16 protein-coding genes are annotated in these 14,922 nt (G+C 70.8%); 8 read left to right on the top strand and 8 right to left on the bottom strand.

The genetic code is table 11. The features are described from left to right. The first annotated feature begins 417 nt into the window (after nt 1-417). A complete protein-coding gene (locus ACFWU3_RS03085) occupies nt 418-1,017 on the top strand; it encodes a suppressor of fused domain protein (protein ID WP_384430210.1) in 600 nt (199 codons plus the stop codon). Between the two features lie 87 nt (nt 1,018-1,104). On the opposite strand, the gene ACFWU3_RS03080 is transcribed toward ACFWU3_RS03085, so the two are convergent. Continuing rightward, nucleotides 1,105-2,337, bottom strand: coding sequence for an MFS transporter (locus ACFWU3_RS03080; RefSeq protein ID WP_384430207.1), 1,233 nt, complete (start codon nt 2,335-2,337; stop codon nt 1,105-1,107). A gap of 165 nt (nt 2,338-2,502) precedes the next feature. On the opposite strand from ACFWU3_RS03080, the gene ACFWU3_RS03075 reads away from it, so the two are divergent. The 3 genes from ACFWU3_RS03075 to ACFWU3_RS03065 all read left to right on the top strand — a co-directional run bounded on the left by ACFWU3_RS03075 (nt 2,503) and on the right by ACFWU3_RS03065 (nt 4,868). Next, on the top strand, nt 2,503-3,141 hold the full coding sequence (locus ACFWU3_RS03075) for a DUF6758 family protein (RefSeq protein WP_384430205.1): 639 nt from the start codon (nt 2,503-2,505) through the stop codon (nt 3,139-3,141). 129 nt (nt 3,142-3,270) lie between these two features. Beyond that, nucleotides 3,271-4,134 carry a PHP domain-containing protein gene (locus ACFWU3_RS03070; RefSeq protein WP_384430202.1) on the top strand — a complete coding sequence of 288 codons (864 nt, stop codon included), beginning with the start codon at nt 3,271-3,273 and terminating at the stop codon, nt 4,132-4,134. 128 nt (nt 4,135-4,262) lie between these two features. Beyond that, nucleotides 4,263-4,868, top strand: coding sequence for a MarC family protein (locus ACFWU3_RS03065; RefSeq protein ID WP_356705796.1), 606 nt, complete (start codon nt 4,263-4,265; stop codon nt 4,866-4,868). Between the two features lie 115 nt (nt 4,869-4,983). Here ACFWU3_RS03065 and ACFWU3_RS03060 read toward each other — a convergent pair whose 3' ends face one another. Next, the gene (locus ACFWU3_RS03060; protein ID WP_313944268.1) at nt 4,984-5,136 is read right to left on the bottom strand and encodes a hypothetical protein; all 153 of its coding nucleotides are present in this window, start codon (nt 5,134-5,136) and stop codon (nt 4,984-4,986) included. 184 nt (nt 5,137-5,320) lie between these two features. On the opposite strand from ACFWU3_RS03060, the gene ACFWU3_RS03055 reads away from it, so the two are divergent. Next, nucleotides 5,321-6,220 (top strand): NYN domain-containing protein, encoded by a 900-nt coding sequence (locus ACFWU3_RS03055; protein WP_384430199.1) that lies wholly within the window; start codon nt 5,321-5,323, stop codon nt 6,218-6,220. 117 nt (nt 6,221-6,337) lie between these two features. Here the strand turns inward: ACFWU3_RS03055 and ACFWU3_RS03050 are convergent, their stop codons facing one another. After that, nucleotides 6,338-7,207, bottom strand: a complete 870-nt coding sequence (locus tag ACFWU3_RS03050; protein ID WP_384430196.1) for an alpha/beta fold hydrolase — start codon at nt 7,205-7,207, stop codon at nt 6,338-6,340. A 129-nt stretch (nt 7,208-7,336) separates the two neighbouring features. Further along, on the bottom strand, nt 7,337-9,163 hold the full coding sequence (locus ACFWU3_RS03045; RefSeq protein WP_384430193.1) for a DEAD/DEAH box helicase: 1,827 nt from the start codon (nt 9,161-9,163) through the stop codon (nt 7,337-7,339). A 513-nt stretch (nt 9,164-9,676) separates the two neighbouring features. Here ACFWU3_RS03045 and ACFWU3_RS03040 point away from each other — a divergent pair. After that, on the top strand, nt 9,677-10,402 hold the full coding sequence (locus ACFWU3_RS03040; protein WP_327680557.1) for a ferritin-like fold-containing protein: 726 nt from the start codon (nt 9,677-9,679) through the stop codon (nt 10,400-10,402). A 61-nt stretch (nt 10,403-10,463) separates the two neighbouring features. Here ACFWU3_RS03040 and ACFWU3_RS03035 read toward each other — a convergent pair whose 3' ends face one another. From ACFWU3_RS03035 to ACFWU3_RS03020, 4 genes are all read right to left on the bottom strand, one after another. Then, nucleotides 10,464-10,733, bottom strand: a complete 270-nt coding sequence (locus ACFWU3_RS03035; protein ID WP_384430190.1) for a hypothetical protein — start codon at nt 10,731-10,733, stop codon at nt 10,464-10,466. A 169-nt stretch (nt 10,734-10,902) separates the two neighbouring features. Beyond that, the gene (locus ACFWU3_RS03030; protein ID WP_313944262.1) at nt 10,903-11,130 is read right to left on the bottom strand and encodes a DUF3107 domain-containing protein; all 228 of its coding nucleotides are present in this window, start codon (nt 11,128-11,130) and stop codon (nt 10,903-10,905) included. A gap of 145 nt (nt 11,131-11,275) precedes the next feature. Then, the gene (locus tag ACFWU3_RS03025; protein WP_313944261.1) at nt 11,276-11,917 is read right to left on the bottom strand and encodes a TetR/AcrR family transcriptional regulator; all 642 of its coding nucleotides are present in this window, start codon (nt 11,915-11,917) and stop codon (nt 11,276-11,278) included. Nucleotides 11,918-12,061: 144 nt separating this feature from the next. Beyond that, entirely contained in the window at nt 12,062-12,289 is a 228-nt protein-coding gene (locus ACFWU3_RS03020) for a hypothetical protein (protein ID WP_384430187.1), read from the bottom strand. 124 nt (nt 12,290-12,413) lie between these two features. On the opposite strand from ACFWU3_RS03020, the gene ACFWU3_RS03015 reads away from it, so the two are divergent. Both ACFWU3_RS03015 and ACFWU3_RS03010 read left to right on the top strand, forming a co-directional pair. After that, on the top strand, nt 12,414-13,379 hold the full coding sequence (locus tag ACFWU3_RS03015; protein ID WP_340475221.1) for an alpha/beta hydrolase: 966 nt from the start codon (nt 12,414-12,416) through the stop codon (nt 13,377-13,379). Between the two features lie 9 nt (nt 13,380-13,388). Beyond that, nucleotides 13,389-14,684 (top strand): DUF3152 domain-containing protein, encoded by a 1,296-nt coding sequence (locus ACFWU3_RS03010; protein ID WP_384430184.1) that lies wholly within the window; start codon nt 13,389-13,391, stop codon nt 14,682-14,684. Nucleotides 14,685-14,922 lie beyond the last annotated feature (238 nt).

Genomic DNA, 14,922 nt, shown 5'->3' with positions numbered 1-14,922 from the left:
GAGAGGCCGTCGGCGAGTGGCGTGGCACAGCCCGGAATGGGGACGTGATGCGTACGTCCGCAAAGCGGGCGGCACCGCGTGGTCGCGGTGACGGCGTTCGCTACAGACAGGCAAAAACGAAGTGCTCTTCCGTCGTGCGAAGTGCCGTGGGGCCGCTGCGGTGAGGCCTCAGATCACCCAGGAGACGCAGGTCGCCGGGGAGACACACGGTGCGGAAGGGCGGTTGGTACTGCACGATCGACTTCGATCCACCGCAGCCCCACCTCCTCCGGCCGGTCCCCCGTGAGGGACAGTCATGACGTCGGGGACTGGAGAGCACGCTTCTGCGTGCCGTCCCTGACCAGCGGCCAAGACTATCAGTCGCCTCAGGGCCAATCCCTGGTTTTGCCCGTTCCATACGCGCTTTATGCTCGCCGCATGGGAGAAGTTCTTGATCTGGTCGAGGCCCGGCTGCGTACGGCACTCGGTGAACCGGACGCCCGCGCGGCGGTGACGTTCCTGGGTACGGACCGTATCGAGGTGCTGAGGTTCCGGAGCGAGGACCACGACGGAGGGGACGTCGTGCGATACGCCACACTCGGCATGTCCGCCCATCCGATGACCGATCCCACGGCCGCGCTGGCCGACCCGGTGAAGGGTCCGCGCGCGGAGCTGGTCCTCTCCGTCCGGGCCGGGCTCGCCGACACCGACAAGGCGCTGCGGCCCCTCGCCGTGCTCGCCGCGTCCCCTCAGGTCGAGGGTGTCGTCGTGGCGCCCGGCGCCTCACTGGACGTCGGTGAACCGCTGTGGACCTCGGCGGCCTTCAGCTCGGTGCTGGTGGCCGAGCCCGGAGGTCTCGTCGAGGATCTCGAACTGGCCGACCCGATGGACCCGGTGCGCTTCCTGCCGTTGCTGCCGATGACGTCGAACGAGGCGGCCTGGAAGCGGGTGCACGGGGCGCAGGAACTCCAGGAGCGGTGGCTGACGCACGGGACGGACCTGCGCGATCCGCTGCGCAGGTCCGTACCGCTGGACTGAACCCCGCTTGGACTGAACCTCGCTGCCGCGCACCTGTTCTGAGCCGATGTCAGGCAGGTCCCGTCGCAGGCCCGTTGATGCCCGGCGTCAGTTGGCGAAGACCGTGACGCCGTCCTGGGTGGCGTGCACCGGCTGGAGTTCCTCCGCCCTGTGGGTGAGGGATGCGCGCCGTACCCACACGATGCCCGCGCCGATCACCGCCGCGCCCGCGGCCACCACGAACGGGATGTGGATGTCGGTCCACTCCTCGATCTTGGGCGCGAAGTAGGGGGCGGCGGCCGCGGCGAACCAGCGGACGAAGTTGTACCCGGCGCTGGCCACCGGTCGCGGCGCGTCCGAGACGCCGAGCGCCAGTTCGGTGTAGACGGTGTTGTTCAGGCCGATGAAGGCGCCGGAGACGATCGTGCCGGCGACGGCCGCGGTGTGGCTGCCGTAGCCGAGCATCACGAGGTCCGCGGCGAGCAGCAGCAGCGAGCCGCCCAGCACCTTGAGCGAGCCGAAGCGGCGCTGGAGTCGCGGCGCGACCAGGACCGAGAAGACCGCGAGCAGCACACCCCAGGCGAAGAACACCGCCCCGGACTTGTACGGGCTCATGTCGAGCACGAACGGTGTGAAGGCCAGCACCGTGAAGAAGGCGTAGTTGTAGAAGAACGCCGACGCTGCGGCGGACGCGAGCCCGCCGTGCCCGAGTGCCTTGAGGGGATCGAGCAGCGAGGTCTTGCGGGCCGGTGTGGGCTGCTCCTTCAGGAACGCCGCGATGCACAGGAATCCGACGGCCATCAGGGCGGCGGTGCCGAAGAACGGATAGCGCCAGCTGGCGTCGCCGAGCACGGCGCCGAGCAGCGGTCCGCACGCCATGCCGAGCCCGAGCGCCGACTCGTACAGCAGGATCGCCGCCGCGCTGCCGCCCGCGGCGGCACCGACGATGACGGCGAGCGAGGTCGAGACGAAGAGGGCGTTGCCGAGTCCCCAGCCGGCCCGGAAGCCGACCAGTTCGCCGACCGAGCCGGAGGTTCCGGACAGGGCGGCGAAGACGATGACGAGCGTCAGCCCGGCGAGCAGGGTCTTGCGACCGCCGATACGGCTGGAGACGAAACCGGTCACCAGCATCGCGACGGCGGTGATGAGGAAGTACGAGGTGAACAGGAGCGACACCTGGCTGGGCGTCGCCTCCAGGCCCTTGGCGATGGACGGCAGGATCGGGTCCACCAGGCCGATGCCCATGAAGGCCACGACCGATGCGCCCGCCGTCGCCCAGACGGCCTTGGGCTGGCGCAGGATGCTGGGCGCTCCTTCGTCGAACGGATCCTCTCCACGCATGGACAGCTCCTCTGCAGACTTCTCGAGTAGATCGTTGTGCTCTACACATAATAGGTTAGCCAAGCTAATGAATGCAAGATGCATCTAATTTTCCCGGGTGGAAGCACACGCCGAGCCGGTGATCGTCCTTGACGGGGGGACTGCCGGGTAGGACCGTTGGGCTGTATGAGGGGCGAACCCAGTTGCCCGAAGTGCGGTGGCCGGGTCAGGGCGCCCGGTCTCTTCGCCGACTCCTGGCAGTGCGATGTGCACGGCACGGTGCACCCGCTGCAGCCGGTGATCCCGCCCAGTGTCGAAGCCCTGGGTGTGGTGGTGCACCGCGCGAAGGTCCCCGTCTGGATGCCGTGGCCGCTGCCCGTCGGATGGCTCTTCAGTGGCGTCGCCTACGCCGGCGACGACCGCAGCGGAGGGCGGGCCACCGCTGTCGCCTGCTCGGGGCCGGGTCCGCTCGGCGGACTGGGCGAACTGCTGCTGGTCGCCGAGGAGTTGGGCGTCGGACTCGGAGCGCGCTACGCCGGTGTCGACGGTCCCGACCCGGGCCACTGCATCAGCGTGGAGAAGCCCCCGCAGACCAAGGTGCTCGCGGCCGGCCGGCCGACGCCGCTGTGGCATGTCCCGGGAGCGCCCGACGACCGGGCCGTCTTCGCGGGCGAGGCGCGCGGATTGTGGCTCTGGGCGATCGTCTGGCCGGAGCAGACCGGGCTGCTGATGTACGACGAGCTGGTGCTCACCGATCTGCGGGACGCGGGTGCGGAAGTGGAACTGCTGCCGTGCGGAGCGCTGTCACCGCGGCTGCTGTCGTGAACACGTGGGCTCGGGGCAGGTGAGCCGCTGACGCCGGGTCCGGGCCGCCCGTACCCGTCCTGAGGGTATTCGAATGCCCGATACACTTGACCGTCCCCTGTCCGCCCACCGCCCCTGGAGCCTCGCGTCGTGCGCATCGATCTGCACACCCACTCCACGGCGTCGGACGGCACGGACACCCCGGCCGAGCTGGTCCGCAAGGCCGCAGACGCCGGACTGGACGTCGTCGCGCTCACTGACCACGACAGCACCCGCGGGCACGCCGAGGCGATCGCCGCGCTTCCTGAAGGTCTGACCCTGGTCACCGGCGCCGAGATCTCCTGCGCCCTCGACGGGGTCAGCCTCCATCTGCTGGCGTACCTCTTCGACCCGGACGAGCCGGATCTGCTGCGCGAGCGCGAGCTCGTACGCGACGACCGGGTGCCGCGCGCCCGGGCGATGGTCACCAAGCTCCAGGAACTCGGCGTACCCGTCGAGTGGGACCTCGTGGCGCGGATCGCCGGAGAGGGTTCCGTCGGGCGCCCGCACATCGCCACCGCGCTCGTCGAGCTCGGCGTCGTGCCGACCGTCTCGGACGCCTTCACGCCCGAGTGGATCGCCGACGGCGGCCGTGCGCACATCACCAAGCACGAACTGGACCCCTTCAGGGCGATCCGGCTGGTCAAGGCCGCCGGGGGAGTGGCCGTCCTCGCGCACCCCGCCGCCGCCCAGCGGGGCCGTACGGTGCCGGAGAAGGCGATAGCCGAACTGGCCGCCGCCGGTCTCGACGGTATCGAGGTCGACCACATGGACCACGACGAGCCCACCCGCGTACGGCTGCGCGGTCTCGCCGCCGAACTGGGGCTGCTGACCACCGGATCGAGCGACTACCACGGCAGCCGCAAGACCTGCGAGCTCGGCGAGTTCACGACCGACCCGGAGATCTACGGCGAGATCACCCGGCGGGCGACCGGTGCGTTCCCGGTGCCCGGCACCGGCGGAGTGCGCCTCTAGGCTCTGCCGCTCTTCGTCGTCTTCTGTCGCACGGAGTGTGCCGCGCCGCGCGCGCCGACCGGCTCGCCCCGCGCAGACCTCTCCCTGCCTTCCCTTCTGTTCCACCCCTCTTCCCGCTAGGCCTCACCGTGTTCGACGTTGCCGTCTTCGGCTCCCTCTTCCTGACCCTCTTCGTGATCATGGATCCCCCCGGGATCACCCCGATCTTCCTCGCCCTCACCTCCGGGCGGCCCGCCAAGGTGCAGCGCCGGATGGCGTGGCAGGCGGTCGCCGTGGCCTTCGGTGTGATCACCGTCTTCGGCATCCTGGGCCAGCAGATCCTGGACTATCTGCATGTCTCCGTCCCCGCGCTGATGATCGCGGGCGGTCTGCTCCTGCTGCTCATCGCGCTCGACCTGCTGACCGGGAAGACGGACGAGCCGAAGCAGACGAAGGACGTCAACGTCGCGCTCGTGCCGCTCGGCATGCCGCTGCTGGCCGGGCCCGGCGCCATCGTCTCGGTGATTCTCGCCGTGCAGCACGCGAACGGGGCGTCCCAGCAGGTCTCCGTGTGGGCGGCGATCGTCGCCATGCACGTGGTGCTGTGGCTGACCATGCGCTACTCGCTGGTGATCATCCGGCTGATCAAGGAAGGCGGTGTCGTCCTGGTGACGCGACTGGCCGGCATGATGCTCTCCGCGATCGCCGTGCAGCAGATCATCAACGGCATCACCCAGGTCATCCAGAGCTCCTGAGGCGGCCCCGCACGCGCCGTGCCCGGTACCGCCCCCGCACACACCCGCGCCCCCGTACGGATCATCCGTACGGGGGCGCTGCGTCGTCGGTACTGCTCCGGCCCTGCCGTGTGTGTTACAGGGCCGCGGTTTCTGCCGGGCGGATGTAGATGCGCTGGCCAGTCGCTGCGGCCTGCTGCACGATCCGGTTGACGGAGGCGGCGTCCACGACGGTGCTGTCCACGGCGGTGCCGGTGACATCGTCGAGTCGCATGATTTCGAAGCGCATGGCTTCTCCCTTCGTCTGATCCTCCTGCTGGAGAACTGCTGGCGACGGATACCCGTCTGTGTTCGTTCGTGCTCTGTACGTCTACAACCCTCGTGCACCCTTCAAACATTCCCTACGCTAAGGAAAATTTTCGGATGCCTAACTACTGGCAGGTACGGGCGGGCCCACGGACAATGAGTTCCGTATGAACGACGCAGAGATCAACGAGATCGGCGCCCGCCTGGAGCGCACCAACGAGCTGCTCCATCGCATGCTCGCCGAGGTCGCGAAGACCCCGTCCACACATGCCATCTTCGTCGACGCGGGTTACGTCTATGCTGCGGCCGGGTTGCTTGTGGCGGGCACCGAGGACCGGCGCTCCTTCGACCTGGACGCCGAAGGGCTCATCGAGGCCTTCATCGACAAGGCCCGCACGATCTTCGCCGACAGCCGGCTGCTGCGTGTCTACTGGTACGACGGCGCCCGCCGACGGATCCACACCGCGGAGCAGCAGTCGATCGCCGAGCTTCCCGACGTCAAGGTGCGGCTGGGCAACCTCAACGCCAACAACCAGCAGAAGGGCGTCGACTCCCTCATCCGTACGGATCTGGAGTCGCTCGCACGGCACCGGGCGATCAGCGACGCGGCCCTGGTGGGCGGTGACGAGGACCTCGTGTCGGCGGTCGAGGCGGCGCAGGGCTACGGCGCGCGCGTCCATCTGTGGGGCATCGAGGGCTCCGACGGACGCAACCAGGCCGAGCCGCTGCTGTGGGAGGTGGACAGCCAGCGGACCTTCGACCTGGACTTCTGCCGGCCCTACATCACCCGCCGGCCGGTGACGACGTACGAGAACGAGGGGGCGCCGCCGCCCTCACGCGACGAGGTGCGCTTCGTCGGGGCCCAGATCGCGGCGACCTGGCTGACCGAACGGGGCCGGGAGCCCATGGCCGAGCTGTTGCCGGGTCATCCCTATCTGCCCGGCCCGGTGGACCAGGACCTGCTGATCGAGGCCGAGCGGGTGCTCCAGCGGTCGCTGCGCGGGCACGCGGTGCTGAGGCGGGCGCTGCGGGACGGGTTCTGGCAGCACCTTCAGTCCCAGTACTGAAGCAGTCGCGGTACTGGAGCAGTCGCCTACGGAAGCCGTGCGGCCGCGGTCATCTCGACCCCGGCTCCCTCGACCCCCGGCTCCCTCGGCCCCGGCTCCCCTCGGCACCGCGTCCCCTCAGTGCCGGTCCCAGAAGGCCCTGATCGCCGCCGCGGTCTCCTGCGGGCGGTCGGTGTTGGGGGAGTGCTCCGCCCCCGCGATGACCGTCCGGTGGGCGCCGAGCCGCTCCGCCATCGTGTCGAGGAGAGGCACGGGCCAGGCGTCGTCGATCTCCCCGCTCAGCACATGCTTGGGGAGCGCCCGCAGGGCGGCCAGTTCGTCCACCCGGTCGGGCTCACCGGTCAGCTGACCGCCCGTGGCGATCAGTTGCAGCGGATTGTTGCTCAGCCAGCGGCGCCGCAGGTCCTCGCCGTTCTTCGGGTCGGTGTCCGTGTCGACCGGAGGGTCGAGCGTCCTCATCGCCTCCCAGACCTGCTCCATCCGCATGACCGCGAGGGCGTCGCTGAGCAGCTTCACCCGTTCCCGCTGCCCGGAGCTGATCCGCGCGGGCCCGGAGGACATCAGCGTGAGGGTGCGGAACGGGGTGGGATCGAGCAGCACGGCGGCCCGGGCGATCTGTCCGCCGAGCGAGTGGCCGAGGAGATGCAGACGGCCCTCGCCGGCGTCCCCCTCGCGGACGGCCTCCGCCTGGGCGAGCACATCGCGCGCCAGTGACTCCTGCGCGTAGGCCTCCTGCTCGGCGGGCCCCTCGGTCTCGAACTGACCGCGTCCGTCGACGGAGACGACGCGGTAGCCGGCGGCGGTGAGGGGCTCCAGCAGGACGATGAAGTCCTCCTTGCTCCCGGTGAAGCCGGGCAGCAGGAGCGCCGTCCCTCTGACCGCGTCGCCGTTCGGCCGGGCGTCGAGCACGGCGAAGTCCCCGCGCGAGGTGGTGAGGACGCGGGACCGGGCGCAGGGCGGCGGGACGAAGGTGGGGGGCCGGCTCATGCGACGAGGTTAACTGCGGCGGGTGCCGGGCGCGTTGCGGGGGCATATCGCCCGGCTTCCGTGCGGACGGCCGGAGAACGCCGACGGCCCGGCCCCCGTGAGGGGCCGGGCCGTACGGAGCGGGCAGTGTCAGCTCTCGGGCTGAGCGGCCTTCCGGGTGCGGGTGCGACGGCGCGGGGCCGCGGCTTCCTCGGCGGGAGCCTCGGCCGCGACGGCGACCGCCTTCGCCGCACGGGTACGGCGCGGCTTGACCTCGGCCTCGGCCGTCTCCAAGGCTGCTGCCGTGTCCACGGCCTTCGCCGCGCGGGTGCGACGGCGGGGCTTGGTCTCGGCCTCGGGCGCCTCGGCGGTCGCGACGTCCTCGACGACGGTGGCCTTCGCCGCACGGGTGCGGCGCGGCTTGACCTCGGCCTCGGCGGTCTCGACGGCCTCCACCGTGTCCACCGTCTTCACGGCGCGGGAGCGGCGGCGGCGCGGCTTGGTCTCCGCCTCGGCCTCCGGCTGTGCCTCGGGGACCGTGGCGACCGGTGTGCGGACCTGCTCGACGGACTCCGCCGGCGCGCCCACACGGGTGCGACGACGACGCCTCGGCGTGCGGGCCTCGGTGGACTGCTCCGAGGGAGCCGCCGGAGCCGACGGCGAGAGTGCCTCGTCCGTCGCGGGCTCGCCGGCCCTCGTACGACGGCGCTGGCGCGGGGTCCGGGTACGCGGCGGGCGCTCCTCGGTGACCGTGGCCGTGGCGGCGGACCTGCGGGAACGCCCGCCGGTCTCGCCCAGGTCCTCGACCTCTTCCGCCGCGAGACCGGCGCGGGTGCGCTCGGCGCGGGGGAGGACGCCCTTCGTGCCCGCCGGAATGCCCAGCTCCTCGAACAGGTGCGGGGACGTGGAGTACGTCTCCGGCGGGTCCGGGAACCCCAGGTCCAGCGCCTTGTTGATCAGCTGCCAGCGGGGGATGTCGTCCCAGTCCACGAGCGTGACGGCCGTACCCTTCGCGCCCGCGCGGCCGGTGCGGCCGATGCGGTGGAGGTAGGTCTTCTCGTCCTCGGGCGACTGGTAGTTGATGACATGCGTCACGCCCTCGACGTCGATACCGCGAGCGGCGACGTCGGTGCAGACGAGGACATCCACCTTGCCGTTGCGGAACGCCCGGAGCGCCTGCTCACGCGCGCCCTGACCCAGGTCGCCGTGGACCGCGCCGGAGGCGAAGCCACGACGCGCGAGCTGCTCGGCGATGTCCGCGGCCGTGCGCTTGGTGCGGCAGAAGATCATCGCCAGACCCCGGCCGTCGGCCTGGAGGATCCGGGAGACGAGCTCCGGCTTGTCCATGGAGTGCGCGCGGTAGATCCGCTGCGTGGTGTTCGCCACGGTCGCGCCCGCGTCGTCCGGCGAAGTGGCGCTGATGTGGGTGGGCTGCGACATGTAGCGACGGGCGAGACCGATGACCGCACCCGGCATGGTCGCCGAGAACAGCATCGTCTGGCGCTTCGCCGGCAGCTGCTGGATGATCTTCTCGACGTCGGGCAGGAAGCCCAGGTCGAGCATCTCGTCGGCCTCGTCGAGCACGAGCGCCCGTACGTGGGAGAGATCGAGCTTCTTCTGGCCGGCCAGGTCGAGCAGCCGTCCGGGGGTGCCGACGATCACGTCGACGCCCTTCCTGAGGGCCTCGACCTGCGGCTCGTAGGCGCGGCCGCCGTAGATGGCGAGAACGCGGACGTTACGCACCTTGCCGGCGGTCAGCAGATCGTTCGTGACCTGCGTGCACAGCTCGCGGGTGGGAACCACCACGAGCGCCTGGGGTGCGTCGGTGAGCTGCTCGGGCTTCGCCCGGCCGGCCTCGACGTCCGCGGGGACGGTGACGCGCTCCAGCAGCGGCAGGCCGAAACCGAGCGTCTTGCCGGTGCCGGTCTTGGCCTGGCCGATGACGTCGGTGCCGGAGAGCGCGACGGGGAGCGTCATCTCCTGGATGGGGAACGGGGACAGGATGCCGACGGCTTCGAGGGCCTCGGCGGTCTCGGGAAGGATCCCAAGATCCCGGAAAGTCGTAGTCAGGGTGCTGCCTCTTCTGTGAGACGCGGCGCGAGGCGAACGATGGGGGTCGTACCGCACCGGGGTACTGGGCCGGCCGTGGGTTGGCCGGATGGTGCGGGACCACTGCCGTCGCTCGAGCGTCGTACCGCTGAGGGGGCCCCTCATCTGCGGTCATGCACGATTCTGCGCACGGTCCGCGTGGAGGGCGGTCGGTTCGGAGCCGATCGTGCCACCGACCGGGCATCCACAAGGGGTCAGAGGGAAACGAATCCCTCAGTCAAACACTGCGATCGCCCACCGAGTACGCAAAACGCTCAGCAGGCGCATTACCACTGTACCCCGGATTCGCGCATGTGTGTTGGGTGAATTCACGGGAACCGGGATCGCGGCATGGCTGACCAGCCCCTTACGCCCCTTGTGGGGCGGGCTATTGTGCGCTCCATGGAGACGCCTGACAACGCCACTGAACACACCGGAATCGCCGCCCAGGACTGGGCCACGGCGTCCGCCGACCCGCAGTACCGCGCCGCCGTGGTGGACCTGCTCGGAGCACTCGCGTACGGCGAGCTCGCGGCCTTCGAGCGGCTCGCCGAGGACGCGAAGCTCGCGCCCACGCTCGGCGACAAGGCGGAGCTGGCGAAGATGGCGTCCGCCGAGTTCCACCACTTCGAGCAGCTGCGTGACCGGCTGACGGCCGTCGAGGCCGAGCCGACCGCGGCCATGGAGCCCTTCGCCCAGGCCCTCGACGACTTCCACCGCCAGACGGCGCCGTCCGACTGGCTGGAAGGCCTGGTCAAGGCGTACGTCGGCGACTCGATCGCCTCCGACTTCTACCGCGAGGTCGCGGCCCATCTGGACTCCGACACCCGCGCGCTCGTGCTCGCCGTCCTCGACGACACGGGCCACGGCAACTTCGCCGTCGAGAAGGTGCGCGCCGCCATCGAGGCCGATCCGCGCGTCGGCGGCCGTCTCGCGCTGTGGGCGCGGCGGCTGATGGGTGAGGCGCTCTCGCAGGCGCAGCGCGTCGTCGCGGACCGCGACGCGCTCTCCACGATGCTCGTCGGCGGTGTCGCGGACGGCTTCGACCTGGCGGCGGTGGGCGAGATGTTCTCCCGGATCACCAAGGCCCACACCAAGCGCATGGCGGCACTGGGTCTCGCGGCCTGACGTGTCGGACGTCACCGCTTCTCGGGCGGCCGGCCCGATCCGGCCGCCCGCCCCCGTTCCCTCAGAGAGGGAAAGCGCGACGAAGCCTGCGTCCTGACGGCCGGATCAGCAGCGAGAGCAGCACGGCCGCGATCATCACGGCGCCGACGAGCGTGGCCGGCAGATGGCCGGGGCCGAGCGCGGAATGCGTCACATACGCGCCGAAGAGGGCGCCGAGCGGACCCGAGGCGAAGACCACGCGGCGGGCCGGAAGACGGTCGGACAGATGGCGGTCGGCGGCCCACGCGAGGGCGAGTCCGAGCAGAACCGAACCGAGCGCTTCCATCAACACTGCTGATCACCTCGCGGACGTCGGTAAGGGCTACGCGGTCGTAGCCCGTCCTACCCGGCGACCATGCGGGACAACCCTCCGCGAGGGGCTGATGAGCAGGCAGTGAGAAGGGCCCGGCGGGAATCCCGCCGGGCCCTTCTCACTCGTCCTGCCGGTGGACGGCGACGCTCTAGAGCGCGCCGAACCCCACCCGCCGTGCCGCCGGTTCGCCGATCTCGACGTAGGCGATACGGTCGGCCGGCACCAGGACCTTGCGACCCTTGTCGTCCGAGAGGCTGAGCAGCTGCGCCTTGCCGGCCAGCGCGTCTCCCACGGCGCGCTCGACGTCCTCGGCGGACTGCCCGCTCTCCAGAACGATCTCCCGGGGCGCGTGCTGCACGCCGATCTTGACCTCCACGGCTATGTCCCTCCGAACGGTCAGTGAGGTGCGCGGTCAGCCGCGCCGTACGCAGCACACACTAGCCCGGCGAGCGGACCGGGCAGACGCCGTCGGTGAACGCCAGGAGCGAACACCCTCCGTCCGTCCGCCGGTGGCTCCGCGCTCAGTGCTGCTCCGCGCCGTGCAGCGGGAATCCCGCGATGCCGCGCCAGGCCAGCGAGGTCAGCAGCTGCACTGCCGTGTCCCGCGGGATGTCGGACGCGCTGGCGAGCCAGTACCGGGCCACGACCTGTGAGACACCGCCGAGGCCGACGGCGAGCAGCATCGACTCGTCCTTCGACAGGCCGGTGTCCTCGGCGATCACGTCCGAGATGGCCTCGGCGCACTGGAGCGAGACGCGCTCGACGCGCTCCCGCACCGCGGGCTCGTTGGTCAGGTCCGACTCGAAGACCAGCCGGAAGGCGCCGCCCTCGTCCTCGACGTAGGCGAAGTAGGCGTCCATGGTGGCCGCCACGCGCTGCTTGTTGTCCGACGTCGACGCGAGCGCCGTACGGACCGCGAGCAGCAGCGATTCGCAGTGCTGGTCGAGCAGCGCGAGATAGAGCTCGAGCTTGCCCGGGAAGTGCTGGTAGAGCACGGGCTTGCTGACGCCCGCCCGCTCGGCGATGTCGTCCATGGCGGCCGCGTGGTAGCCCTGGGCGACGAAAACCTCCTGGGCGGCGCCCAGGAGCTGGTTCCTGCGGGCTCGGCGTGGCAGACGCGTGCCTCGCGGGCGCGCCGCCTCTGTCTGCTCGATGGCTGTCACGCCGCCTCCCAAAATCGTTCCGTGCGCGCTGTGCGCCGCGCCGCCATCGTACTTTTGGGTAACCCGGCTGTGCGTGCTGCGGACGCAGAATTTCACGGACCGGACAGTCGCGGTAGCTCCCTATTCGGGGGCAAAGAGGTCACCTCACCGGTAGTCGTCCTCGTCGAGGTGGACGACACGGGCCTGTTCCGCCGCATCGGCCTCGTTCACCTCCTCCACCGGGCCCACCCCGGGGCGCGGCAGTGGATCATCGGTGTCATCCGGGTTCACCGGCGTGTACTGCTCCGCGGCGTCGGCCTCGGGGACCTCCTCGTCCAGTTCCGGAACCTCGTCGTCTCCGAACGTTTCCGGTTCGGTCGGGTCGTCGGACATGGGGCACCGCTTTCCCTGGAGAGGTGCTTTCCTACGAGCCTAGGAGCTACTTCTGGGCAGCGCTATGCGGTGTGTGACGCCGAACACATGAACCACGGTGTGATCGTCTCGTAACATTGCCCGCATGTCTTCGACCGAGCTTCCGGGCGTTCAGGCCGTCGCAGCCGCGGCGGACCCCAAGGTCGCGGCCGTGCGGGTGGCGGACGGGGAGAAACTCCGCTCCGTCTCCCTGCCCGGGCTCACCCTCACCGTGAGATCCCGGCCGCCGGCGCGCACCGGGCTGCCGCCTGCCCTGTACGTGCACGGGCTGGGCGGCTCCTCGCAGAATTGGTCGGGCCTGATGCCGCTGCTCGAGGACGTCGTGGACGGCGAGGCGCTCGACCTGCCCGGCTTCGGGGACTCACCGCCGCCGGACGACGGCAACTACTCGGTGACCGGACATGCCCGCGCGGTCATCCGCCACCTCGACGCCTCCGGCCGGGGCCCGGTGCACCTCATCGGCAATTCACTCGGCGGAGCGGTCTCCACCCGCGTCGCGGCCGTGCGCCCCGACCTTGTGCGCACCCTCACACTCGTCTCGCCCGCGCTGCCCGAACTGCGGGTGCAGCGGTCGGCGGTGCCCACCGCCCTGCTCGCGCTGCCGGGCGTGGCGGCGCTGTTCAGGCGCCTGTCGAAGGACTGGACGGCCGAACAGCGCACCAGGGGTGTGATGGCGCTCTGCTACGGAGACCCCACCCGCGTCTCCGACGAAGCGCTGCACAACGCGGTGGAGGAGATGGAGCGTCGCGTACAACTGCCCTACTTCTGGGACGCGATGGCCCGCTCGGCGCGCGGTATCGTCGACGCCTACACGCTCGGCGGCCAGCACGGACTGTGGCGGCAGGCGGAGCGGGTCCTCGCGCCGACCCTTCTGGTGTACGGCGGACGGGATCAGCTCGTGTCCTACCGGATGGCCCGCAGGGCGGCCGCGGCGTTCCGCGACTCCCGGCTGCTGACTCTGCCGGACGCGGGACACGTTGCCATGATGGAGTACCCGCAGACGGTCGCCCAGGCCGTTCGGGAACTGCTCGACGACTGCGGTAGGAGCTGATCCGGGGCCGTGGGACGACACAGCCGTAAGGGCCCCGCACCCAAGGGCTCAGGTCCGGACCGGGGGTCCGGCACATACGACAGCGGTGCTTACGACACCGGCGAACTGGAGCCCGTGCCATCGGGTCCCGGCAGCGGACGGCGCAGACGAGGTCTGACCGGCACCGAGCACGCGCCCGCGGGCCGCGGGCCGGCGCAGACGCGCGGCGGCCACCCCGAACAGCGTGAGGCCGGCGGCGGCTGGGGCGGTCCGTCGGACTACGGCAACCGGCAGGACGCTTCCGGCGCGCAGCGCTCGCAGCCCTCTCCGCGTACGGCGACGGCCGCCCGCATTCCCGGGCCGCGCCGTGACTTCGTCGAGGCCTTCGACGAGCCGCAGCACGACGGACGTCAGGACGCCTACGCCTCCGTCACCACCTGGGGCGACGCGTACGACCAGGACACCGGGGCGGAACCGGCGGATGCCGGGACCCCCGACGAGGAGCGGCCCAAGGGCGGCAAGGGGCGCACCTTCACCGGGATCGCGGCGGCCGCGGTGACCACGGTGCTCGCCGTGGTGGTGGCCGGCCAGGTCGCCTCCGACGGGTCCGACAAGGCCGACGCCGCCGCCTCCGGCGAGCAGCGGGACAGCGACGGCCCGGCCTCGCGCTCGCAGAACCGACAGGTGCCGCCGCCCGCCGAACAGGCGAAGCCGGCTGCGCCCGTGACGTACGCGCAGTTGATGGCCACGCAGTTCCAGATGGACCCGAAGCTCACCGCCGACGGCTCGTTCGAGGCGGTCCCGGGACTTCAGAAGGCGCCCGGCAAGGGCCGCAAGATCCGCTATCGGGTGGACATCGAGAAGGGACTCGGCCTGGACGGCGCGCTGTTCGCCGGCGCGGTGCAGCGGACCCTGAACGACAAGCGGAGCTGGGCGCACGGCGGCGCGATGACCTTCGAGCGGATCTCGTCCGGCAAGCCGGAGTTCGTCATCACCCTCGCGAGCCCCGGCACCACCGATGTCTGGTGCGCCAAGTCGGATCTGGACACCTCGGTCGACAACGTCAGCTGCGACTCGGCCTCGACCGAGCGCGTGATGATCAATGCCTACCGGTGGGCGCAGGGCTCGTCGACGTACGGCGCGAAGGCGATGTTCCCCTATCGCCAGATGCTCATCAATCACGAGGTCGGACACCGCCTCGGACACGGCCATGTGAACTGCCGGACCGCCGGAGAGCTCGCGCCGGTGATGCAGCAGCAGACCAAGTCGCTGAACGTCGACGGGGTCAAGTGCCGGCCCAACCCCTGGGTGCATCCCGGCGGTTGAGGGCGCGGGCGGCAGTGGCCCGCCCGGCGACCCGCGGTGAGAGCTGGCCGCAGCCTGACTCTCCGTGACGGAAAGCCCTTGTAGCGCGACGGAACGCTACCAGGGTGTGAAAGTTACGTGTATTCACCCCTTCCAGTGGCGGGGGGGGCGCCCCGCCCCGGCCGCCCCCCCCCCACCCCGATCCCAAGGAGCGCCGGGGGGAGGGCGGACACACCCCGCCCCCCCCCCCCGGCCGGGG

It is taken from the genome of Streptomyces sp. NPDC058685, assembly GCF_042714725.1.
In the GTDB taxonomy this organism is placed as follows: Bacteria; Actinomycetota; Actinomycetes; order Streptomycetales; family Streptomycetaceae; genus Streptomyces.
Note: the sequence above shows the minus strand (reverse complement) of the source record. Positions and strands in the feature narration are given on the sequence as shown.